Origin of the sequence: Colwellia marinimaniae (assembly GCF_002207865.1) — a bacterium.
GTDB lineage: Bacteria > Pseudomonadota > Gammaproteobacteria > Enterobacterales > Alteromonadaceae > Colwellia > Colwellia marinimaniae.
Map to the genome: position 1 here is coordinate 46,805 of NZ_BDQM01000019.1, position 24,806 is coordinate 71,610.

Below are 24,806 nucleotides of genomic sequence, written 5' to 3' on the forward strand. Positions count from 1 at the left end.
TGAGTAAATATCATAGTGTCAATAAAAGGTCAATAATAGGTTAATGATGTTATCAGCTAATATACTAGCAATCCCTATGAAACTCTAATTTAAAAATAATGCTCGTTATAAATGGCAATAAACATAGCTGTCGTTTTTGATTTAACGCTATATTTTATTCTTTATCGTAAGGGCTGATGCTCGACTATGATATTTTTTGTCGACTAAAAACCTTACCATCAACTTCTTTTAAACTCAGTGTGATTTGTGGATCGTCTTGTTGCCAATCAATGAGTAATTCACCGTAATTTACTTTATTGATGAAATCCCCCGACGCGATGCTTATTTATTTTGAATATTTACCAGACAAAACGTTTATCTATGGCCTTCAATCAATATCAAAGGAATAATAGAGATCACTTGATTGTTCAATGCCACTGACAATTTCTAACCATAAGCGATTAAGTAAATACAGCCTTACCGTCAATTCATTAATAGGCTCAAAGACACCAATACCATATTTTACATAGATACGGTTGCCAATATAGCCACTTATGATCGCTTGTGTGGTATCGCCTTCGCCTTCAGTATCTATAGCAATATTACTAATAAATGGTAGCTGCTCTAATCGATCAAATAAGCCGACACTATTCGTTACGCCAAAACCAATGAGCATACTTGCCGCTGCTGTGCCATTACTGCCACCAGAATCTAAACCTCGCCCTCTGGCTAAATAAGACAGTATTTCAGGCGCTTCCATCGTTGGTGTCGAGAATAGTTCTATAGCTAAAGTGTCAGCTAAGCCAGTTATTTTTAGTCCAACTTCAATATCTTCGGCTTTAATATGTCTACTCGCACGTAAATTAAAGTAGGGATTATTAATCGGCCCGTTAAAGCTCAGTTCTCCTTTTTCAATCGTTAATCGTTGTCCGTAGGCTTGGTAGGTACCCTTTGCTGATTGAATATTACCGAAAATTTGTAACGGTTGATTCAGCTGTTGACTAACGTGTAATTGGCCAAACAAATTACTTTTTAACCCTTGGCCAGAGACTTTAAACGCTTTGGTGATATGAATGCTGACATTGGTTTTAATATCAAATCCAGATGATTTTTTAACAACTTCCCGTCCATATTGATCAACTATAATGACATCATCACTTAAGGTAATACTGCCTTGTGGCAGTTTTTCAATATTATAACTACCGTCTAGCACAGTTACATTGCCACTAATGGTTAATACTTTATCTTGCACAGAGAAATTCAATGCGGGTGATATTGTCATTAGCAATTGTGGCGGAAATACTAAGGGTATCTGCTTGGCAGTAAGATCTAACTCCATAGTAAAACCATCTTGCCAGCCAAGCTGACCCTTTAACATGGCCTGGTCACCTTTTATAGAAAATTCCCCAAGCAGCGTTGCCTGATTATTGTTAATGTGCAGTTCAGCGTTAATGTCTGTCAGTTTGTTGGGGTTTTGACTCAATAATAGCTCGCCACTCTCTAGTGCTAAACTACCGTTGACTACAGGAGCCTTTATTGTACCGCTAACGCTGAGCATGGCCGTTACCAAACCTTGTAAATGAACTACCTTGCTAATTAGTGCTTGAAAAGGTTGTAAATTAAACTGATTAACTTCTATTTGCCCATCAATGGGAAAATCATCAATAAAGTTAACTGTTGAGTTGATGTTAATAAGTACTTGTTCTTGAATATCTTGTAACTGAAATTTACTGGTACATTGCTTTTTGTTTACCTTGAACGAAAACCCACCTTGGTGCCACTGGCCAATTTGTTGTTTATGGTACTCGTCATTTACCTTTATGTTACCTGGTGACAAGGCAAAGTTAGCCTGTGCCGATATTGCCTGAGTGGGTGACCATTGTGCGGTTATTTCACCGGCAACATTACCCTTTAGTTGTACCCCCTCGGGTAAAATCAATTCATCCATTAAGGATAAATCAATGTTTAACCCTAAAGTAATATCACCTGATGCACCCACAATGGTATTGTCAGGTAAACATACTTTAACTGCTGTACCTTGCCAGCAATGTTTCTCGATGAGTAACTGCTGTTTATCTAGATTAAAAGCTAAAGAAAAAGCGTTATCATTGCGCCAAGTGATGTCTTTATACGTTAAGGTACTGTATTCAACTATGCCTTGCCAATCGTTTAGTGCGTTATGCCATTGACCTGACAATTTTAGTTTGCCCGCCAAATCGCCGTACCAATCGAGCTGTAATTGCTGCTGATTAAAGTCACCAGAAAAATTAAGCGCTATATCTTGCAAACTTAGGCTGTCGTTGTTAACAGTGATGTGCAAACGTTCATTTTGTATTGTTAGCTGGATTTTATGATTATTAAATGGCTGATAAACCGCGGTGATTTCTACCGAGGGGCTATAAAACTGCTGCCAATGTAGCTGCTTTAGCTTACTATTAAGGGCAATAATGGGCTGGTGTTTATTGCCCTTAATGGTGAAATTACTGGTAATAGCGCCGCTAGCCAATGGATACCAGCGGTTAATGTCACTAATTCTGAGTTGGCCGTTAACATGCCAGTTATTATCGCGGGACGTTTGTAAGGTTAATTGATCATTATCAATGGCTATTAGCAGCTTACCTTGTGATAAATCACCCGATGAGAAGTAGCCAGATTGATTTAAGGCTATGTCGCCTTGAATGACTAGCTCCGAATCATTAATGCGGCCAGAAACATCGGTATCCGTAATAGCGAGCGACCATTGTGACTCTGACCAGACACCAGTACTGGCTATTTTACCTAAAACTCGTCCATTGATCACATCTGGTAATATGTCTTCAATAAAGCTGGTTTTGGCTTCAGTGCTTTTGTCTGCACTGGCGTTGGCGCTGGTGTTAATGTTGAACTCAGTGTTTTCTGGAAAAATTAACGCTTTAAGGTTAATTTCTGGCAAGGTAAAACCAGCAGAGTCAGCAAATAATTGCCACGTTATTTCTTTAGACTGAAAATCTATATGCCCATGTAAATTTAATTGACTATTTGAGTCTGGCTCGTTAAATGCTAATTTATCCAGGCTAATTAAACCTTGTTGGTGATGAGCGGATAACTTTAATTGGGCATTTTTATAACCATAGCTATTGAGCTGGCTGCTTAATTTAACTGTTTGCTGGCTTAAATCACCAACCAGATCTAAGTAAAGTGATGAAGGCTGGCCGTATTGCGCTAAAGACCAGGGCAGGGGTAGTTTATCGGCCGATAATTGTAGCTCAAAAGGAAGTAGCTGGTGGGTTAAGTTAATTGTCCCTTGGCTGTTTAATACCACGCTACCCTGACTGGTTAGCTTTACGTTTAATTCATCAACACTACCTTGCAATCTTATGTCTAGGGTTGAATCAGACGCTTCCGGCCAAAGTGGTACTTTATCTAATTGTGCAACCAACTGAGCATTAATTTTATAAGGCGGTATCAGTTGCGTGTTTAGCGCTAAATGTTTTATGGCATAGTCTGCTGTTGAGGTCTTAAACTCCGTTATATTGACATCACTTTTAGCCCAAGTGCCAGTGAGGTGGTTTTGTTGATAAGGCCATTGGATATCATTATTAAGGGTACTATTTAGTGTGATGTTTTTCTGTGTTTGATCATCGACTATGCGTAACTTATCAACGAATAATTGTTGAATATTTAACGATATGGGTAAATAGACTTTTGGTAGTGTACTAAAAGCAGCATATATTGAATTTGTGCTATTACTGTTTTCAGCGTTATTTTGTTTAGAACTATTGTTTTCATTGTTGCTATTTTTGTCGAACGTTATGGTTAATTTGTCGGCATTTGGCTGCAAGATAGTAAATTGACTTGCCTTAATATCTACTTGCGCGGTGAACTGCTCAATATCTATTACCGTTTGGTTAATGACTAAATGGCTGTTATTAATTGTTATTGCTTGCGCTTCAATGGCAAAGGGCATAACAAACAAACGCTCATCATTTACCGTATTACTCGCACGCTTAGCCGCCGTTTTATTTTTTGTATAGGTTAGCGAAAAGCTAGCTAGCTTAAGTGATTTAATACATAACTTTTTTTGCCAACTACATGAAAAATCAATTTCAGCAACTAAATCCTTAATCTTAATGTCTAAAGTCGCTAAGTTAAGATGAAAAGAGTTGAGTTCAATGTCTCTGATTAAGGAGCCAGCTTTGTAGTCTGCATGAATGCCATCAATGTTGTTCAGTAAGCTAATCGTTAAGCGGCTGCCTATAGGTGTGGTCAGTAAAATAGTGACTAAACAAAGTAATAGCGTTAACCATTTTGCTATTTTATAGGTTATTCTGCGCCAGATCACAGTTCGGCGCCTAAGTTGATATGAATGCGCCAGTTGCTATCATCACCATCAATGCCATAGGCGAAATCAAATTTTACCGCGCCCACAGGGGAGATATAGTGTAAACCTGTGCCAAAAGAATACACGGGTTTAAATTCACCTTTATTGGCGGCGCTGCCACCATCAGAAAATAGGGCAATACGCCATTTATCGTTCAGGTAATATTGATATTCTATGCTTGCTACTAAGAGGCGAGTACCGCCGACCACGATAGGCTCGCCTTGCTCAGGATCAGATGATGAGGGAATCGTTGCACCAATAGATTGATAGGCAAAGCCCCTAATGCTTTGATCACCACCGGCATAAAAACGTAATGATGGCGCTAATTCTGCGTCTCTATCCACATAAATGGCGCCAAACTCGGCGCGGGTAACCAGACGGTGATTAGTTTTCAATGTGGTAATGTAATTCCAACGGGCATGAATGCGAAAGAAACTATTGTCCGAACCTGCTTTTAAATGCGCCCCTTCTATATTATAGGTTTGGCGAAAGCCTTCACTGGGATCTAATGGCGGGCCTGAGCGCTTTGTTTTTGACCAAGTAATGCCAGGAATAAGATAACTTGCTGCATCTAACTCAGACCAATCAATATTCGGTACTTGCTCATCAAGTTCGTATTGCCAGACCTCTTTATGATAACGAGTATAAATTTGCCTTTGCCATTTATTATTACTGACCAGCCTGCCAATTTGAGTGGAATAAAATTTTGTTTTTTGCTCAGCATAATCCACATTTTCAATGTTCATTTGAAATTGCAGTAAATCTCGGCTTAGGTGGTTTAAAGGAATACTATAAATGAATTTACCTGTTGGATTTATTTCAGAATATTCAAATTTAGTTTCTTGAAAGTGTCCATATTTATTAATTAAAGGCGTACGCCAAGCCGCAGAAAGACGAAAATCGGTATCGGTGGCATAACCAATGCCCAAGTCGAATTGATGACTTTTAGCGGGCGTTAGAGCAACATTAATGGGTAAAGTATATTGGTGATTAATATTATCCTCAATTTTATCTGCGGGCACTGCGATGATGCTGCCAAAGTACTGAGTAGCTTCCAGTTGATGCTGTAGTTGGTGAAAAGCGCTGGTACTATAATATTGATTTTTCTGAAAGGGGATTAAATTGGATAACAATTCAGGCTCTAGATCAAAATCATTAAAGGTAACGTCGCCAAACCGGTAACGAGGGCCACTGGTATAGCGCAAAGTAATATCAGCGTAATGATATTGATTTTTGATCACTATTTTACTTTCAGTTAATGCACCATTGAAATACCCACGCTGTAAAGCTAAAGAAAGCAAATCTGCTTTTAACTTTTCATACTTGCCATGATGAAGGTTTTCACCTGGTTTAATCCCATGATTATTAAGTAATGCTTGGAAGGCGGGGTCTTGACTCGCTTCACCATCAAGGCTAATAATCACTTTATCTATTAAGGTAGCAGCGTTTAACGTTATGTTAAGGTTAAGCAGCCATGGCTTTGCACTCGTTTTTTCAGCAATAGTATTGTTGTCAATTACTTGGCTAATAATCTCTGCTTGATAATAGCCTAGCGCTTGTAGTGCTTCGCGGGTGTTATCTTTGGCGCTATAAATAAAAGCAGAGCGCTCTAAGACACTATTGGGTAACTTACCTAAATGAGCACGTATATTGTTATGGACAACTTTTGGCAATTGGCCGTTGAGTGTGACCATTAAATTACTGGCGTAAACAGAGTGACTTAAGATAAGTATAAAAAAGCCGCTGGCTAATGCCCTAAAATAAAACACTATGCGCTAAGCCAATAATCAGTGGGTATCATAATGCTAACGTCGCGACCTAGGATAAAACGATGAATTAAACGGTATTTTTAGCTATTATCGCATAAATACAAATATAAAAGCGATTATAGATGTATAAGAAAAAGTCCTTACTATAAACTTTTATCAGTTATGTTTTATAGGGTTAGCATTAAAAGGACTAGCCGGTGATTTATCCTATCATGCAACTCATATCTATTTGTTAACCACTGTCACACCTTAAGTAAATAATATTTTATTTGAAAGTAAAATCAGCAAAGTTTTGCTTATTTTTAAAACAACTTGCTTATTTAAAAGCCGAACAAACAGTTTAGATGACTTTATTTAACATTTTTCGCATTTAACGCTTTACAAAGAAGGTGCCAGTATTTAGAATGCGCCCACTTTCGAGGAATAGCAAAACCTTCCTTTTAAGTAACTTGGTGAGATGGCTGAGTGGTCGAAAGCACCGGTCTTGAAAACCGGCGAGGGTTTGTAGCCCTCCTAGAGTTCAAATCTCTATCTCACCGCCACATTTAGAAAAACCCGTTAATCGAAAGGTTAACGGGTTTTTTGCTTTCTGACGTTAAAAAAAACAAGGGTTTGTAGCGCAGCACCTACGGCATAGAGTTCAAATCTGGATTCACCGCCACATTCAAAGGGCTGCACAATGTGCAGCCCTTTCTCGTTTTAGACACTTCCGAACATAATCGCTATGTCAGCTCAATCTTTGATAAATTCGTTGTAAGGTTTAGTCTCCTTCAAAGACATTCTCAACCCAAGAAAATAAGGATCATTTATTGATGACTTAGCTGGTATCAAAGCTAATACATCTGAGTATAGTGCTGCTTCCTTGTTTGCTTTTGATGATGTTGGACCTGGAAAAAATAAAGTGATTTTTGCTCAAAATGAAATTACGCATTTATAGTTTATAAGTGATAGAAATGACAATGTCAAAAGAGGGTTTACTTACTCAATAAATCATCTATCAAAATTATCTAGTTAACTAATACTTGAATACACTCAAAACATACTGCAAGTTCAAATTACTTTTATTTAATTACTTTGTTATGACTTAATTACTTACCTTGAAGATTTGATACAACGTTTAGGGTTACCTAACTCATTAAAAGCAATGAACATAGCCGAGAATAAATTAGCCATGTTGGCACAAGATGCCATGATGCAAACGCGTTTATTGGTTAATAATCCTAAAGATGTGCTATATGAAGATGTCTTGGCTATTTACCAAGCCGCTTATGAAAGAAATTACCACGCGTTGGATGGATAATGACGTCTACGGGCATGTCAATAATGTCACCTATTATTCTTACTTTGATAGCATTGCCAATAACTACCTTATTGAACATGCCGGTTTCGATATTCAAACCAGTCCAATTATTGGTTATATCGTAAGTTCAGCCTGTAATTATTATTCGAGCATCGCTTTTCCAGACAAAATTTTTGGCGCTTTTCGAGTAAACAGAATAGGTAAATCTTCAGTTGAATATGGCGTGGCAATATTTAATGCGCTTATGGCACTATGACCCATGTATTTGTTGATAGAGTAACCGAAAAACCAGCAAAAATTGAGGGTGTGTTAAAGGCCGCGTTTGAGCAGGCGTTAATGTCTTCGAATGACCCTTTAAAGTAAGTCCTAGTCTATGTTAACTAGACCTAGGCTTATTACTGCGGGAGAGTAATAAAATATCACACTCAAAACACCGTTAGCTTACGGTTATCTGTTTTTTATTGGTCATTGATTACGAGATAAGGAACACTGTTACCACAAAATAGACATTATTTAATTTGGTTAAAATAGTGATTAGGATTATATTTTGTATCAATAAAGAAACTTAAAATCAGGTCAAAAAAAAGCGTTCACCTGAATTCAAGTAAACGCATTATAAGAACACCTATCGGTATTAAAGTTCCCTGTTCCACACATAATAATTTAATATAGACCGTTTCTACCACACTGCCGACATTAGGCTTAAACTGTAAAAACAGGGTTTGGATTAGATTTTGTACCAACGCCCTGCATCCGGGGACGGGCGAAGCGGAAGTCCCTCAGATGCTTTTGTTATTTATATAAGACATTACACAAGTTTATTTTATCATTTGTTATATGTATTTGCATCAATTTGATATTGAGCGATAATTTGTGCTTTGATTTTAGTCGATGAATTATGCGGATGATAGTTAACCTGAACAATTTTCTTACCATTATCTTTTAAATATTCTTCTACACCCTGATTATGAGGTTTTCTCCCCCAGTCTTCGCCAATCACAAAAATATCAGCCTTAACTTCCTTACAAACAGCGATATAATCAAGTTCATGGTAGGGAAGTGCGATATCCACACAGTCTAGAGCAAGAAGCATTTTTATACGTTGCTCAAGAGGAATAACCGGAGCATTAGGCTTATACAATTTAACAACTTCGTCAGAGGCAACACCAACGGCAACTGTATCACCTAAGCTAGCGCAGTATTCCAACAAGGCAAGGTGACCAACATGCAATAAATCAAATGTACCGACTGTATAAACAACCATTCTCTTATAATCCTATGATAGTAATAATTTCGCAGCCAAGATAGCACACTTCAAATGAAGTAGAACTGAATAATTACAAGGAACCAGAATGACAACAGAAACTCAGCAACCAACCATACCCTCTTATGTAAAGGATATTCCCAACTTTTGCTCTCTTGCTGGTCTGGCTTGTACAGTACTTGCAATTTATTTTTGTATCATAGGTGTTTATGCAGCCGCTATCATTTGCATGATTTGGGCTGTTACTTTTGATTGGGCTGATGGACTGGTTGCACGAATAATGAAGGGGTGAACAGGAACCGATAGTGCCTTTGGCGGGCAGCTTGATGTATTAATAGATATTGTAAGTTATGGCGTTACGCCTAATAGAAAAAGAAAGATCACCTATTTTAATGGTGTACCCACTATGTCGATGGAGTTAATGAATCATCCTAATAAATCAAAATACGATTTAAGTTCGTTAACCGATATATGTGCTGGCGGCGCAGCTAGGCCCCCTGAACATGTTCGTAAAATTTATGACGCATTTAAATCAGGTAACCCGAGTTGTGGTTATGGTTTAACCGAAACTAATGCCTTAGGTGCAGTTAATGGACCTGTTGACTATGTGAAAAAACCCAATAGTGCCGGTTTGCCTACACCACCTATCGTTGAAGTAAAAATACTGGATGAAGACGACAAAGCGCTGGCAGCGGGTGAATCAGGTGAAATTGTTATTAAAACCATGGCCAATATATTGGGCTACTGGCGCAACCAACAAGCGACAGAAGCAGCTTTAATTGAGGGCTACTTTAGAACGGGTGATATAGGATTTTTAGATGAAGAGGGTTTTATTTATATCGTCGACCGCGCTAACGATATCATCATTCGAGGTGGTGAAAATATTTCATGTTTAGAAGTAGAAACATCACTTTATAAACATAGCTTAGTTGGTGAAGCATCGGTTTTTGCTTTACCTGATGAACGTTTAGGGGAGGTGGTTGGCGCGGTTGTTTATGTTGACCTTACTTCAGAAGAGAATGCTGCAGCAGAAATTAGCGGAGCGATACTACAAGAATTTGTTGCTGAGCATTTAGCCAAATTTAAAGTGCCTAGTAAAGTCTGAATTATCAATGAACACTTACCGCGTTTAGGCTCAGGAAAAATTGATAAACGCACTATCAAAGAAACTTCATTGTTATCACCCATGCTGCCATCTTCATTGACAAGAAATTTAGGCACAAATAAATAGAGATATACCTTTAATACCTTTAGGTGCGCCTTTAATACGAGCCAGTACTAAGTGAATGATATTTTCATTTAGGTCGTGATCGCCACCAGAGATGAATATTTTATTGCCAGTAAGGCGATAATTACCTTGATCATCTTTGGTTGCTGTCGTGGTCAAATCTGCAAGACCAGAGCCTGCACCCGGCTCAGTCATCGCCATGGTACCAGCGTAACGACCTTCACGCATGGGCTTAACCCATTGTTCAATTTGTTCTTTAGTGCCATGAGCTTCAATTAAGTTACAGTTGGCGTGTGTTAATGATAAGTAACCCAGGCTTGTACTAGCAACAGCAGAAAGGTAAGCAAAAGCGCCACTGGCAGCAACCATAGGTAGTTGCATACCACCATCTTCATAAAGTGAGGTTGGGGCGCTTAGACCTGCTGCTAATACGGCATCTAAACCTACTTTAATCTCAGGTATTAAATGAATTTTTTTACCATCAAAAGTTGGCTCATTGGCATCAACTTTCTGACGAATAGGCATAAAGTACTTTTCAGCTATAGATTGTGCGGTGTCGATTGCACCATTAAAGGTGGTTCTATCATGATCTTGGTATTTTTCACGATTGGTTAACGATTCCACGTCAAACATCTCGTAAAGAAAAAACTCAATATCGCGGCGGTTAAGAATAGGGGCTGACATAATAGTGTCCAATCAAAAAATCATAATTGGACTTTATAATAGTGGCGGGTAAAAGGTGTCACCTAGGTGACACCGCAAGTGATTTTAAAATATCCCATTCGTACTACACTGCACTTGAACGAGTTTATGGCAGCATAAAGGGGGTCTTAGGTGAATAACTTGCGGTTTAATTATGTTTAAATCAAACTGAAGCAGTTGTATTAGTCAAAGGCTTAGGTTATAAATTTACATGCCTATGTAGTATACTCTGGAACTCTTTGTAAACGTCATCTTCGAAGTCTCTGATCGAAGATCCATTGCTCTTTATGCACTGGATCCCCGATTAAAATACCACGGGGATGACGATCCTGAGCCAAGTGCATAGGCATGTAAATTTATAGTTTCAAACTCACAACGGGGGCGAGATATAAAATTATGATATTTGCTCTCCAATGAGTATTTGACATAAAAAGGGTGCACCTATTTTTGCGTTTTTTATATGATAAAATCACTTAAAAGGCATTAAATAATTCCCGAATATGATTAACCTTTATTGTGATTATATTGGCTTGTATAATAGTTGTTTATTCGGGATTAAAGAGCTAACTGATTGATTATTAAATCTTAGGTGTAGGTCTTTAAAACCAGCGAGGGTTTGTAGCGCAGCAGCTACGACATAGAGTTCAAACATCAATCTCACCGCCACATTCTAAGAAACCGCAACTTTAACGAGTTGCGGTTTTTTTTCGTTTTGAATTTGATACTTTCAATGGTAACGGGAAATAGAAGTATTGTTATATAATATTCGCCATATGCACTCATCATTGATTATTGAACGCGGAATTCACATGAATTTAGAACAAGCTTTATTGGATATAGGTAATGCACAAGACAACGAATTACCTATTACAGGTCTCGAAGTGGTTAAAGCAAATTGGTCGGAATTTTATCCTGAATTAGAACGGCTGATAGATCAATTTATTGCAGATGATACCTCGTTAACCGACGAGCAGCAGGCCATTTTATTTTTTGGTACGCTATTATTAGCGGAATTAAAATATTCTCCAGCGTTAGAAAAGTGTTTGCAGTTATTTTCACGTAGCGATACGTGTTTAACACCTCTTGAAGGGGTTTTTGGCGATGCGCTTACTGAATTAACTCCTACCTTATTTTATAATGTGGTCGATGGTAATACACAAGCATTGTGTAATTATATTGTTGATGGTCATCAAGCTATGTATTGCAAAGCATCGGCCATTGAAGCTGTATTTGCTCAGTACGAAGCGGGTATTATTGATGAATACGTATTAAGTGCACATGTAACCCGATGGATAACTGTATTTTCGGCTTTACCGAGTTCAACCAATAGCTTTTTAATTAGCGCATTAGCCGATTCTTGCATTGAATATCAACTTGATAATTTTAAATCTCAGTTTGTTGCCTTAGGTGATAAAAATGTATTTGATGAAGAGCGATTTAAATATGACGAAGTAAAAGCATGGCATAAGGCTGATGCACGTAAGTTGATTGAGTCTGGCATGATTCAAACAGACTTTAATGTTGTTGATACCTTAAGTGCTTGGGCTGATGATGACTCAGAAGATGAAGAACTCGATAGTCTGGTAAATGAAGATTTTGATGATTTTGCTTCGTTAACGGGGCAAGGCGGTTTATTGGCTAATATGCTTTACGACGAAAATACAATTTTAGAGAACAGTGTGCCCGTTAGTTCGTTACCTACGGCTGGCCGCAACGATCCTTGTCCGTGTGGCAGTGGCAAGAAATATAAGAAGTGTTGCTTAAGGTAGCTCTGTAAATTGGCATTGCTCATTGAGTGTTTATCAGTGAGGCAGCTAAATGGTCAAAGCTACGGTAGTCATAACTACATAGCCAAAGTATGCCTCGAACTTACCTCGTTAGGAATAATATCCGTTAATCGGGAGTTTGGCGGGTTTTGGTTTTTTATTATTCGCCGTGTATTTTAGCCACATCTTCTCGCCATATAGTTTATTATCCATTGAATACCGGTATGGCTATGTAGTTAACGTCATCTTCGAAGTCCCTGATCGAAGATCTATTACCTTTTAGAAATGGATCCCCGATTAAAACACCACGGGGATGACGTTCATAAACCATGTACATAGGCATATAATTGAAAACGGAACAAACCCTATAAATGAAAATATTTTTACTTACCCATGAACGTGAATTGCATAGAGCAACCAATACTGGCGTTCTTGCTTTAGATGATGCTAATGAAATTGTTGAGCGTATTCTTTGGCAAAGAGTAAACCCTAATAAAGACCTCGTTAGACTTATAGACAATAATGAGGCGGTATTACTATATTCGAAGGCAGAGTCATCATCGGCAGTATCACCGGTAAAGATTGAAGAATATGACAACATCATTATTATTGATAGTACCTGGCAGGAAGCCAAAAAAATATTCAACCACAGCGCTTATTTAAAAAATGCTCCGCAATTCACCTTGAAAACAGTAAATAATTCTTTATACAAACTTAGGGCCAATCAACCTAAAGGAGGTCTATGCACCATTGAATGTATAATCGAAGTTTTAAGACTTAAAGGGCTAAATAAAATGGCAGCAGAATTATCAATAAAATTCGAGCAGTTTAATGGCTAAAAAATCAATAAAAAAATATGCCGGAAGGCAGTTTATAGTTTGAAATAGGCAGACAAACCTTTAACGTGGAAGTACAAAAGAATATTAGACTTAAGCAAAACAACGCCAAGTCAAAAGAGAATTTATTGTGGTTAAGAGATAATACTTCCGCACATATTCATGCTGATCTTATTTTTGGTTTACCCGGCGAAACCTACGACACCTTTAAAGATAGCTTCAACCAACTGTATCATTGCCGTCCTCATGAAATTCAAATGGGTATTTTGAAACGCTTGAAAGGTAGTCCAATTATTCGACATACCGAAGCATTCGACCTGCGTTTTAATCCATTACCGCCGTTTAATATATTAAGTACTGACAGGGTGAGTTTTACCACCAAGCAACGTATTAACCGCTTTGCCCGTTATTGGGACATGATTGTTGAGTCATCATGATTTTTCTCGAGATAAAATTAAATCATCTCTAACTTTTTTATCTCTAGTTTTGAATAACTTTACTACTATGTTTACCGAATTTTATGGCTGTCATCACTTCAATGTTTCCACCTATTGCTTTGTAATCTATACGTAATGTAAAGCCTTAAATGACTCCAGAGTATTGCAATCTTTTGACTCTTTCAAACATGTGAACGGTACTGGTGATACGTGAGTTAGCGTATAACTCTGACAATATATTAAGGTCAGTGTTATCAATTTTTTTCAACGTATTTTAATACTCCTTTTTATCATTTCATCTTTGTGAGCCAAGGTAATTATGTACATAACTCAGCGGTTAAACAGTTATTAAATTTTATTTAGTTATAAAAAATCTTCATATAATTTTTTTTGTTGTTAAGTGTAATATTACTTTAATAAATGTATGTCATATTAGTAAATCCAAATCACCAAATATGTAAGTTGTTGATTCTCCGTAAAATTAAACAAAATCATATAGACTAAAAAATTCATTAAGGTAGTAGAAATGTCGAATAAATTTAAATTTAAAAGCTTAGTTATTGCTATGGGGATGACCTGCGTGGCAATGCCAACCATAGCGGCTGAACAGGTGCAAGAAGATGCCGAAATTGATGAAATTATCGTTGTGGTTGGCTCTCGTGCCGCACCTCGTTCTATTGCTGATTCTCCAGTGCCTGTTGATGTAATTGGCGCTAAGGAGCTAATGGCTAACGGGACATCTGATATGAACTCATTACTCAGAGCGGTAACCCCTTCCTATAATGTCAGCCCCCAAGCCATATCAGATGGTGCCACCGTAGTACGACCAGCTAATTTGCGAGGATTATCTCCAGACTCAACCTTAATTTTAGTGAATGGCAAACGCCGTCATAGAGCCTCTGTCATCACCTTTTCGGGCGGTGGTATTTCTGATGGTGCACAGGGACCTGATGTATCAACTATTCCTGCTATAGCCTTAAAACAGATTGAAATATTACGTGATGGCGCATCCGCTCAATATGGCTCGGATGCTGTCGCGGGTGTGATTAACTTTGTCCTAAAAGATAATGATAGTGGCGGTCAATTTGAATTGAAAGCGGGTCAGTTTTCTGAGGGTGATGGTGAGCAGGTTACTTTGTCCGGTAATTTTGGTTTGGGTTTAAGTGATAACGGTTTTGCTAATTTTAGCTTTGAAGTTAATCAACAAGAGGCTACCAGCAGAAGTACACAACGAAGTGATGCACAAGCGCTCATTGATGCCGGTAATACCTCGGTTGCAGACCCCGCTCAAACATGGGGTTCACCTAAAATTTCAGATGATTTTAAACTGTTTTTAAATACCGGCATTGAGCTAGCTAACGGTGGCGAAGCTTATATGTTTGGTAATTGGTCTGAAAAAACCGTTGAAGGTGGCTTTTTCTTCCGTAATCCACAGACCAAAAGTGGCGTATTTAAAGGGCCAGCTCTTGACGATGGTACACCAACTCTTTTGGTTGCTGATTTAACACCTGGAGCAACTGATAACTCTGCTTGTCCTGTGGTAGTAATTATTAATAATGTGCCAGACGCTGACGCTTTAGCCTCTTTGGCATCGGCTAATTGTTATGCGCATAACCTGCGTTTTCCTGGCGGATTTACACCTTATTTTGGTGGTGAAGTTGTCGATCTTTCTTTAGTAATGGGAACTCGTGGTGAGTTCAGCGATGGTACTAGTTATGATTTCAGTGGTAGTGTTGGCGAGCATTCAACAGAATTCCACATGAGTGATTCAGTTAACTCATCTATGGGAGCCAATACTCCTACTGAATTTACCCCTGGGGCATACGCTCAATTGGAAAAGTCTATTAATGCAGATTTTTCTAAAGAATTAGACTCAGTAATGGGCTTAGATTATTTGGTGGTCTCTTATGGTTTAGAATTCCGCCATGAGACTTTTACCATTACCGCAGGTGATGAAGCATCATGGCAATTAGGTCCTTTAGTTACACAAGGATTTAGTATCGGTTCAAATGGTTTTCCTGGTTTTAAACCTGCGGATGCGGGTGCATCTTCACGCACAAGTAAAGCGGTCTACTTTGATACTGAAGCAAACATTACAGAAGATTTTTTAGCGCAAGTAGCGTTTAGATATGAAGATTTTAGTGATTTCGGTTCATCTTTTAACTGGAAATTAGCGGGTATGTATGACATTAATGAGTCATTCAAAATTCGTACTTCAGTGAGTACTGGTTTTCGCGCTCCGACTATCGGGCAAAATAATGTTCGGGCGGTACAAACTCAAACTGAAAATGGCATATTAGTTGATGTTGCAACATTACCACCCACTCACCCGGTATCAGTTAAGTATGGTGGCATTGCCTTAACACCTGAACAGTCAATAAGTTATTCTTTGGGCATGGTTTATCAACTTGATGAATTTTTTCTAACTGTAGATTATTTTAACATTGAAGTTACCGACAGAATTACGCAAACATCTTCAATTAAAGTAAGTGATGAAGATCGCCAAGAACTTATTGATGCGGGAGTGACTGATGCCATTGGTTTATCAAAAGTTAAATTCTTTACTAATGATTTTGATACCACTACTCAAGGTATCGATGTTGTCGCGAATTATTCGAATGAAATGTTTGGCGGTGATATAAAATATGCTTTAGCTTATAACTGGACAGAGACAACCGTAGACAAATACGGTAAAAATGTTAACCAAACTAAACTTAATCGTTTAGAAAAATCGTTACCTGAGCACAAAGGTTCATTCACGGTAAATTATCAAGCTGATTCATGGTCATTAATGGCCAGAGCTAATTATTTTGGCGAATGGTCACAATTTGATCCCGATATCCCTGGTGATGCTGCGATTCTTTTGGATACTGAATTTGCTTATTACTTTGATAATGGTGCCGGTTTTGCCGTAGGTATTAATAACTTGACCGATGATAATGGTCCTGTTGCTGAAGGCGCTCCTAGTGGACGTTCATATTCATCAACGTCACCATACGGCTTTAATGGTCGCTTTGTTTATGGGAAGGTCACTTATAGTTTCTAATAGATATTAGGCAGTAACTAAAAAGTAAAACCAACACGTATGTGTTGGTTTTGAAATATTTAACATTGCTGTCATTGAAAAAATGATTGCGTAAATTCGTCAAAATCCTGCATATCCTTAGCTAATACAATTAAAATAAAATCAGCTTCTCCGGTAACGTAATAACATTGCAAAGATAGAAAACACTTTGCATAAATTAAGAGGTATATAATATGAAATTTTTGGTGCTGCTTTATGCAGTTTTTTTTATCGGGATCTGTAACGCTCAAAGTTTAAAGACAGAAAATGTTGTCCTTATCACGCTAGATGGTCTGCGTTGGCAGGAGGTATTTCGTGGTGTAGATGAAGGGCTTCTGAAAAATAAACTTTATACAAAAGGTGTCGATGCACTGAGAAAAAACTTTTGGCATCAAAACCAGGCTAAACGGGCTGAGCTGTTGATGCCCTTTCTGTGGAAGACTATTTCTCATCAAGGAGTGCTCATTGGCAATCGCGATAATGGCAGTTATATGAATGTAACTAACCCCGCAGTGGTGTCCTATCCGGGTTACAGTGAGATTTTTACTGGCTATGTAGATCCGAGTATTGATACCAATAAAAAAATCTGGAACCCCAATGTTAATGTGCTGGAATGGATAGAAAATCAAGCTGGCTTTGCCGGTAAAGTCTCCGCTTTTGGGTCTTGGAACGCATTGCCCTACATACTTAATACTAAGCGTGCTACTAACTTAACGGTTAACGCGGGTTTTGTGCCGGTGAAGGGCGATCTTTCAAATGTTGAAAAATGGTTGAATCAACAATTGGCAGATACTCTTGGCACCTCGGATAATACACGATTTGATGCGTTTACACAGGGCTATGCAATTGAGCACATCAAAAAGCACAAACCACGCTTAATATACATAGGTTACGGCGATACGGACAACTTTGCTCATGATGGACGTTACGATCTATACTTAAAAGCAGCACACCGAAGCGACCGCTTTATTGCTGAATTATGGGACTTACTGCAACAAGATCCACACTATAAAGATAAGACAACTATGATCATTACTACCGATCACGGCCGTGGTGAGATGCCACAAGCGTCCTGGAAACACCATGGCACAGCCTTGTACATGACGCAAAGTGATAACAAAGAATACACTAAATACCAGAAAACAGGGATAGTGGGCTCAGATCAGATATGGGCAGCAGTGATAGGACCAGACACGCCTAGCAAGGGGTTGATACAAGGTAAAGAACCTTGGCAACAAAATCAGATAGCGGCGACAATTGCATCATTTTTAAACCTAGACTACAACCAGTTTCAGAAAAAAGCGGGCGCACCGATTAAAGCGGTCTTTAATAACTAAAGTAAAATATTCAGTAATACCAATCGGTATAAGACAATGAACGCTAGCGAAAGCTTTTTTATACTGATTGCTCTAAGTAAAGATGACAAGATGTTTACTTGATTGCGGTTTAACTTGGTCAAATTCATCTACTCAAGTTAAACCTACTCAAGTTAAACCGCACACTTTCCTCTTACATTCTTAAACTCAATGAGTGCCATGTCATTAGTTGTAGCATTCTGAGCGGGTCTAATGTGGTTAAAGCTTTTATAAACTGCTTTTAGTTTGATATTACTTCTCGAATTGAAAAATGAGATGAACAAGGGGAGCACATGACCATGGTAAAATACCCACCTAACGTTGGAATAAATGATGGTGTGATCCTATTTGATGGTGTCTGTAAACTTTGTAATGCTTGGTGCCAATTTATTATTAAGGTTGATAGACAACAGCGTTTTACATTATGCAGCGTGCAATCACCAGAGGGGCAAAGCATATTAAAGCATTTTGGCATGCCAACTAACCATTTCGATACCATGCTACTTGTAGAAGGTAATCATTGTTTTGATAAGAGTGACGCTTTTTTAAATGTCGTGAATAAACTTGGCTTGCCATGGCGTTTATTATACCTATTCAAAATTATTCCCAAGGGTATAAGGAATTGGCTTTATGATCGTATTGCCCTTAATAGATATTATTTATTTGGACAATACGATAGCTGCATGTTGCCAAGTAAAGAAAATGAACATAGGTTTCTTAAAGGTAAAAGTGAAAAGCAATAGGTAATCTCACCAGCACATTAAGAAGAGCCCGATAATTTGAAAGAGTTAACGGCTTTTTACTTTTTAGCGTTTGTATTTTGAGTATTTGAACAGAAACCGGTTTATAGCGAAAAATCTACAACCTAACGTCCAAATACTGATTAAATACACAGATATTAAAGCATATATCGAGCTTATGTTAGTTCGTCTTAGGTTGATGCTACACCATCTTGGAATGGTTGACAGGTAAGAAGCAATGTAGGTTTTTGTACTAATTATCAGTTAGATAGTTTATGGTTATCAATCAGTTCTATGTATTAAATTTGTACCACACCTAAATGGAGATTATTGTGAAAATTACTTATTTAAGCTTTATTGTTGGAGCACTATTACTACAAGGTTGTGAGCAACCTAATAGTAATAGTAATGCCAGCACAAAAGTTGAAACAAAGCCTGTTACAACGACAGCAGAACAACCTAAGAAAGAAACTACAGTCAAATATGCACAAAATGTCTATTTTGGTGATACCCATTTACATACTAACAACTCATTTGATGCCGGTGCTTTTGGCAATACCTTAAGCCCTGATGATGCTTATAAATATGCTCGAGGTGAAAAGATAACCGCCTCTATGGGCTTAGAAACACAGCTAATTAAACCACTCGATTTTTTAGTGGTTTCAGATCACTCCGATAATATGGGCATGATCCCTGATTTATATGCCGGTAAAAAAGAGCTCATTGCCAACCCTCTGGGTAAAGAGCTTTATGAAGGCTTAATGGCAGGCAGAAATCATGAAGTTGCACTTAAATTAATTAAAGGTTTTTCTCAAGGCACACTGCCTGATGTTTTAAATTATGATCCAGAGTCAATAGGCTACAAAGACGCTTGGAATGCAATAATCGATTCCGCTGAAAAATATAATGAGCCGGGTAAATTCACCGCGTTTATTGGTTATGAATGGACATCAATGATCAAAGGCGCCAACATGCATCGTGTTCTTATTTATCGTGACGGTGAAGAAAAAGGTCGTCAAATGGTGCCCTACACCACAACTCCTCCTTATGGTAGCCAAAATCCTCGAGACCTATGGAAGTGGATGCAAACCTACGAAGACAAAACTCAGGGAAATATACTCGCGATTGCTCACAATGGTAATTTATCTAACGGTATTATGTTTCCACTTGATGAACAATATGATGGTACTAAGCTTGATAAAGAATATGTTGAATCACGTGCTCGTTGGGAGCCTTTATACGAAATAACTCAAATGAAAGGTGATGGTGAAACCCATCCAGTTTTATCACCTAATGACGAGTTTGCCGACTTTGAGCAATGGGATGTAGGTAACTTAGATCTTTCTGAGCTTAAAACCAACGAAATGCTGCCAGGTGAATATGGCCGTGAAGCGTTAAAACGAGGTTTAGCCATAGAGAAAAAATTAGGGATCAACCCTTATAAGTTTGGTTTAATTGGCTCAACCGATTCTCACACCAGTTTAGCAACGACTGAAGCGGATAACTTTTTTGGTAAAATGTCTACCTCGGAGCCAGGTAAAGCACGTATGACAGACGCTCTTGTTAGTGGTCTTGGCAAGACGATACATTATCGAAAAACCATTAATTCGGGTTTAGCGGCCGTTTGGGCAACAGAAAATACTCGCCAAGGTCTTTTTGATGCGATGAAAAGAAAAGAAACCTATGCCACCACAGGTCAACGTATTCAAGTAAGGTTTTTTGCGGGTTGGAATTTCAATGAAGGTGACTTAAACAGCAAAGACTTTGTCCAACTTGGTTATGAAAAAGGCGTTCCTATGGGGGCAGATTTACCGAGTAAAGCCGGTGAAGCCCCTCAATTTATGGTTGTAGCGATGAAAGACCCTGATGCGGCTAACTTAGATCGTCTACAAGTGGTGAAAGGCTGGTTAGATAGTGAAGGTAATACTCATGAGCGTATTTTTGATGTGGCCTGTAGTGATAACAGGAAAATTGTTGCACGGCGCTGTGACAAAGTTGTTGGTAATACCGTTGATGTTAAAACAGCAACTTATACCAATGATATCGGTGCTGACAGTTTAAAAGCATTGTGGATAGATCCTGAGTTTGACTCCTCACAAAATGCTTTTTATTATGTCCGTGTGCTTGCTATTCCAACACCTCGTTGGACCACTTATGATGCGGTACGTTATAACATTGCAATACCTGATGATATCCCTACCAGTATTCAAGATCGTGCCTATACGGCACCTATTTGGTATAATCACTAAGTATAAAACTTCAAGCTCAAATTACTTTGGGCTGAATACCCTAACCGATGTTGATTGTTTTTCTGACACTGTCAGATAAAAACAACATCGGTTTTTCATTTTATCTATTACCCTGTTTTTTATTATTGTTAGGTTACAGCCCCAATGAAAACTGCGTTTAAAAAATTGATTCATGAGCCATTGATTCACTTTCTATTTATTAGCCTTGGTTTTTTCTTTGTTTATGATTTATTAAATCCACAAACTGCTGATGAAAGTAAAATCATAACGATTAGCCAAAACCGTGTTGGTTTGCTAATACAAGGCTTCGAAAAAACATGGACGCGACCACCGACAGCGCAAGAATTAACTAAGATAATTGACGATTATGCCCTTAATGAAATTTATAGCCGCGAAGCAATCGCACTTGGCTTAGGGGAAAATGATGAGGTTATCCGCCGTCGCTTAAGACAAAAAATGGAGTTTATCCTACAAGATATTTCTGCCTTACAACAGCCTACTACTCAAGAGTTAACACAATATTTCCAACAACATAGTGAAAATTATCAAGAGGAAGCTCTCTATAGTTTTGAGCAAAAATACCTAACCACTAATCGCAGCTCCAAGCAACTGAAACAACTTATAGCCAAGCAAAAACAGCGCATATTGTCGGGGCAAAATCCTCAAGGTGATACCAGTTTGATAGCGGCAGACTTTGCTAAAATGAGTGTTTATCATATTAATCGACAATTTGGTAAATACTTTAACGAAGTGCTAGATAAGGCTCCTTTAAATCAGTGGGTTGGCCCCGTTAAGTCAGGGCTTGGTTTGCATTTTATTAAAGTATCACAACGTATTGACGGTAAAATTCTGCCCTTAATGCAGGTAAAAGAGCAAGTCATTAAAGATTGGCAACATCAACAAAGCATAGATTTTACTAACAAGTATCAGCAAGAGTTATTGCTACAGTATGATGTTATTGTCGCCAAACAGGTGAGTGACTTATTATCGGTAAAAGACTCTTCACCGGTGGAAAAGTAAAGTGATGAAAGCAATAGTCAACTTACTCTTTTTTACTCTATTGCTTATTAGCTTTACCGCGCAAAGCGATAATATGCGACCCGCATCATTAACGATTGAGTCGATTGATGAGACCAACTTTTCTGTTGTTTGGAAAGTCCCTGCAAAAGGCAATAAACGGCTAAAACTTGACCTTGTTTTTGATAACAGCGTATCAAGAACAAAGCCAAAACAAGTGAATTTTTTTAACAATGCTTATATAGAAACTTGGACAATAAACCGAGATGCGGGTTTGCTGGGTATTAGCTTTATGGTAGCGGGCTTATCTAAAAGCTCTACCGATGTATTAGTACGAATAATTGATAGCAATAATAAAACGGTTACCACAGTATTAAATGCAGATAAACCTAGTTATAGCCTAGCTAAGCAAGCGAGCGAGCAAACCACACTTACTTATATTACCCTAGGTATTGAACACATTTTGGTTGGCTTTGATCATTTACTTTTTATTACTTGTTTAATATTTATTTCAACGACTAGAAAAAAGCTCTTATTGACTATTACGGGGTTTACTGTAGCGCACTCAATAACATTAATTATGGCGGCAACGGGCGTTGTTAGTATTGCCATAGTACCTGTTGAGGCTGTTATTGCCTTAAGTATTGTTTTTCTTGCCATAGAAATAGCCAAGAAAAATAAGGCTAGTTTAAGCTTCAAATATCCGGTATTAGTCTCCTCAAGTTTTGGTTTATTACATGGTTTTGGCTTTGCTTCAGTGCTAGCTGAAATAGGTCTACCTAAAGACGAAAAAATCATCGCCTTATTGTATTTTAATGTTGGCGTAGAGTTGGGACAGCTTATTTTTATTGCTGCTTTAGCCTTGTTATTTGTACTCACTAAATGGCTTTATCCCCCCCTAAAAGTACAAAACCTGGCACGCATAATTAGTTATTTTTCTGGCTCTATTGCGATGATCTGGCTAATAAATCGCTTAGCCCTGTTTTAACCATTTGATAGCTAGGAAGTTCAGATACAATAAAGTGCATTTTATATAAAATTTAAGAGCACCAATGCTCGCTCTAAACAGCAAAACAGCTTATTGATTGTCATGTTATAGGTCGGAATAGTTTAAAGTCCCTATGACCTCTTTGTTGGCTTTGTTGCCAGTCAGGCTATTCGACTCATCGGTAAAATTTATCGTCAAACAATACCTGTTTATATCTGTGGGGGAACGTCCGCTATCGGGAAACTGTTAACGAAGTATGGTTGTTCAGCCAGGTCTGCTCTAGATCAAAACATACAGACCTTTTTAGTCTAAATTTTTAAATGTTAACTTCCGCTCTGTGGTAGCTACTGCCCTTAACAACTCACTTTAAAAATTAGTGAATTCCAGATGAAGCAGTTATATTGTTAAGGACTTCTTGGTGCGCATTCCGGGCGTTAGCGGTAGGCAAATCGTTAGGTCTTCTCCTCGCTAAAAGAAGACATTAAGTCGTTAACTTTATTTGATAACTTTTTGGTGCAAGAGTTAGTCTCACTCTTATGTCTACTATCTTCAGGATAGCTGACATTAGTAGTGTTTTTCTATCTCGATTTTGCGCGAAATCGAGATAGAGCGGGTTTCGATTGTCGTGTGACTAAATCAATTCGCAGTACTTTTTCTAATGTATTTCAAATTAGTCATATTTGTTGTTTTATTTAATTTTCATCTGACCCTCATTATCTATAGTTTTACTCCCTATGCACCTACATCGACAATTTCTCCGTTAGCGATATAAGTGTTTAAACCTTTAATGACTTGTTTAAACACCATCTTCATCATGGGTCTCATTACAAGTAGCCCCATTAAATGACCCAGCATGCCAAACTTTGGCTCAAAACTCATTTCGATCGTAACTGTTGATGAATTTACGCCCGTCGCTTGCACAGACATTACCGTTGAAGCCGATTTCATGGGCATCGACATCTCAGTTAATACCATGGAAATTGACTCGCCTTCTTTCCAACCGGTAACTGTTTCGACAACTGAAGTACCATCGTGAAATTCGCATTTGCGAGCAGAACCTTCACCTGTAGGGTTGTTACTCAAAAGCGGTGAGTGGAGTACTTTCGGGTGCCATTTATGAATACCATCAATTTCCGATATGATTCTCCATACGGTTGAACTACTTGCATTGACTTGATGTGTTCCGCTTACATTAATCATGATTTATTCCTCATTTAAGATTTGGTATGTTCTGAAGTAAATGTTGTATTGCATTTGTGAATACTCTAGTTTTAATCGTAAGCGTATAGGGATCGGCACCTAGCCGCGCTCAATATTCCATGGTAACAGCGGTTCAAGGTTGTTTGGTTGCTCAGCAATATGTTGCAAGCATCTTGAGATATAATCATGCACGACTAGGCCATTAGCCTTAGCCGTTTCAACGAGACTATAGAGAATAGCACTCGCATGAGCGCCATTGCAGGTATTTGAAAACAGCCATGCCTTGCGACCTATCACAAACGGTTTTATTGCCCGCTCTGCTCGATTGTTATCAATCGATAGTCGGCCATCTTCAAGGTAGCGTTGGAATTTATCAAACTGATTTAAACTGTAGCTTATTGCTTCGCCAAGTTTACTTTTAGGCGGGATTTTATCTTTGTGCTTCATCAGCCAGTGATGTAGTTCTTTTACAATCGGCTTAGCGTGTGACTGCCGGATGTTGAACTTATCTTCACTCGACTTTCCTTTAATACGTTGTTCTATGCCGTAGAG

At 38.2% G+C, this 24,806-nt stretch carries 20 protein-coding genes and 1 tRNA gene; 14 read left to right on the forward strand and 7 right to left on the reverse strand.

What is annotated here, in order from left to right:
* Positions 1-367 precede the first annotated feature (367 nt).
* Both MTCD1_RS11930 and MTCD1_RS11935 read right to left on the reverse strand, forming a co-directional pair.
* Positions 368-4,300 (reverse strand): translocation/assembly module TamB domain-containing protein, encoded by a 3,933-nt coding sequence (locus MTCD1_RS11930; RefSeq protein ID WP_057181067.1) that lies wholly within the window; start codon positions 4,298-4,300, stop codon positions 368-370.
* Entirely contained in the window at positions 4,297-6,033 is a 1,737-nt protein-coding gene (locus tag MTCD1_RS11935; RefSeq protein ID WP_231733030.1) for an autotransporter assembly complex protein TamA, read from the reverse strand. Before MTCD1_RS11935 ends, MTCD1_RS11930 begins: the two co-directional genes overlap by 4 nt.
* Positions 6,034-6,559: 526 nt before the next feature.
* Here MTCD1_RS11935 and MTCD1_RS11940 point away from each other — a divergent pair.
* From MTCD1_RS11940 to MTCD1_RS11950, 3 genes are all read left to right on the forward strand, one after another.
* Positions 6,560-6,650, forward strand: a tRNA-Ser gene (locus tag MTCD1_RS11940).
* Between the two features lie 563 nt (positions 6,651-7,213).
* Positions 7,214-7,408: a hypothetical protein gene (locus tag MTCD1_RS11945; RefSeq protein ID WP_231733029.1), complete on the forward strand. Its 195-nt coding sequence runs from the start codon at positions 7,214-7,216 to the stop codon at positions 7,406-7,408.
* Positions 7,377-7,664, forward strand: a complete 288-nt coding sequence (locus tag MTCD1_RS11950) for an acyl-CoA thioesterase (RefSeq protein WP_307188505.1) — start codon at positions 7,377-7,379, stop codon at positions 7,662-7,664. Before MTCD1_RS11945 ends, MTCD1_RS11950 begins: the two co-directional genes overlap by 32 nt.
* Positions 7,665-8,234: 570 nt before the next feature.
* Here the strand turns inward: MTCD1_RS11950 and MTCD1_RS11955 are convergent.
* Positions 8,235-8,672, reverse strand: coding sequence for an FAD synthase family protein (locus tag MTCD1_RS11955; protein ID WP_057181065.1), 438 nt, complete (start codon positions 8,670-8,672; stop codon positions 8,235-8,237).
* 88 nt (positions 8,673-8,760) lie between these two features.
* Between MTCD1_RS11955 and MTCD1_RS20730 the strand changes: the two genes are divergently transcribed.
* Both MTCD1_RS20730 and MTCD1_RS11960 read left to right on the forward strand, forming a co-directional pair.
* Entirely contained in the window at positions 8,761-8,964 is a 204-nt protein-coding gene (locus tag MTCD1_RS20730) for a CDP-alcohol phosphatidyltransferase family protein (RefSeq protein WP_197410274.1), read from the forward strand.
* Between the two features lie 114 nt (positions 8,965-9,078).
* The gene (locus tag MTCD1_RS11960) at positions 9,079-9,777 is read left to right on the forward strand and encodes an ANL family adenylate-forming protein (protein ID WP_143760120.1); all 699 of its coding nucleotides are present in this window, start codon (positions 9,079-9,081) and stop codon (positions 9,775-9,777) included.
* Positions 9,778-9,885: 108 nt separating this feature from the next.
* On the opposite strand, the gene MTCD1_RS11965 is transcribed toward MTCD1_RS11960, so the two are convergent.
* Positions 9,886-10,584 carry an acyl-CoA dehydrogenase family protein gene (locus MTCD1_RS11965; RefSeq protein WP_231733028.1) on the reverse strand — a complete coding sequence of 233 codons (699 nt, stop codon included), beginning with the start codon at positions 10,582-10,584 and terminating at the stop codon, positions 9,886-9,888.
* Between the two features lie 827 nt (positions 10,585-11,411).
* Between MTCD1_RS11965 and MTCD1_RS11970 the strand changes: the two genes are divergently transcribed.
* The 4 genes from MTCD1_RS11970 to MTCD1_RS11985 all read left to right on the forward strand — a co-directional run bounded on the left by MTCD1_RS11970 (position 11,412) and on the right by MTCD1_RS11985 (position 16,687).
* Complete coding sequence (locus MTCD1_RS11970) at positions 11,412-12,371, forward strand: YecA family protein (RefSeq protein WP_057181064.1); 960 nt, start codon at positions 11,412-11,414, stop codon at positions 12,369-12,371.
* Between the two features lie 368 nt (positions 12,372-12,739).
* Positions 12,740-13,207 (forward strand): tRNA-uridine aminocarboxypropyltransferase, encoded by a 468-nt coding sequence (locus MTCD1_RS11975; protein ID WP_057181063.1) that lies wholly within the window; start codon positions 12,740-12,742, stop codon positions 13,205-13,207.
* A 65-nt stretch (positions 13,208-13,272) separates the two neighbouring features.
* Positions 13,273-13,641 (forward strand): radical SAM protein, encoded by a 369-nt coding sequence (locus MTCD1_RS11980; protein ID WP_057181062.1) that lies wholly within the window; start codon positions 13,273-13,275, stop codon positions 13,639-13,641.
* A gap of 526 nt (positions 13,642-14,167) precedes the next feature.
* A complete protein-coding gene (locus MTCD1_RS11985) occupies positions 14,168-16,687 on the forward strand; it encodes a TonB-dependent receptor plug domain-containing protein (RefSeq protein ID WP_057181061.1) in 2,520 nt (839 codons plus the stop codon).
* 71 nt (positions 16,688-16,758) lie between these two features.
* Here the strand turns inward: MTCD1_RS11985 and MTCD1_RS22695 are convergent, their stop codons facing one another.
* Entirely contained in the window at positions 16,759-16,956 is a 198-nt protein-coding gene (locus MTCD1_RS22695; protein ID WP_143760118.1) for an Lrp/AsnC ligand binding domain-containing protein, read from the reverse strand.
* Between MTCD1_RS22695 and MTCD1_RS11995 the strand changes: the two genes are divergently transcribed.
* The 5 genes from MTCD1_RS11995 (at position 16,900) to MTCD1_RS12015 (ending at position 23,054) form a co-directional block, all read left to right on the forward strand.
* A complete protein-coding gene (locus MTCD1_RS11995) occupies positions 16,900-18,042 on the forward strand; it encodes an alkaline phosphatase family protein (RefSeq protein ID WP_057181060.1) in 1,143 nt (380 codons plus the stop codon). The two genes, MTCD1_RS22695 and MTCD1_RS11995, sit on opposite strands and share 57 nt — an antisense overlap.
* 311 nt (positions 18,043-18,353) lie before the next feature.
* Entirely contained in the window at positions 18,354-18,803 is a 450-nt protein-coding gene (locus MTCD1_RS12000; protein WP_057181059.1) for a thiol-disulfide oxidoreductase DCC family protein, read from the forward strand.
* Between the two features lie 329 nt (positions 18,804-19,132).
* The gene (locus MTCD1_RS12005; RefSeq protein WP_159459910.1) at positions 19,133-21,049 is read left to right on the forward strand and encodes a DUF3604 domain-containing protein; all 1,917 of its coding nucleotides are present in this window, start codon (positions 19,133-19,135) and stop codon (positions 21,047-21,049) included.
* A 144-nt stretch (positions 21,050-21,193) separates the two neighbouring features.
* Complete coding sequence (locus MTCD1_RS12010) at positions 21,194-22,069, forward strand: peptidylprolyl isomerase (protein WP_057181057.1); 876 nt, start codon at positions 21,194-21,196, stop codon at positions 22,067-22,069.
* 4 nt (positions 22,070-22,073) lie between these two features.
* Entirely contained in the window at positions 22,074-23,054 is a 981-nt protein-coding gene (locus MTCD1_RS12015; protein ID WP_057181056.1) for a HupE/UreJ family protein, read from the forward strand.
* A 732-nt stretch (positions 23,055-23,786) separates the two neighbouring features.
* Here MTCD1_RS12015 and MTCD1_RS12020 read toward each other — a convergent pair.
* A complete protein-coding gene (locus tag MTCD1_RS12020; RefSeq protein ID WP_057181055.1) occupies positions 23,787-24,254 on the reverse strand; it encodes an SRPBCC family protein in 468 nt (155 codons plus the stop codon).
* Between the two features lie 99 nt (positions 24,255-24,353).
* A partial coding sequence (locus tag MTCD1_RS12025) for an IS66 family transposase (protein ID WP_143760119.1) occupies positions 24,354-24,806 on the reverse strand: 453 nt, incomplete at its 5' end.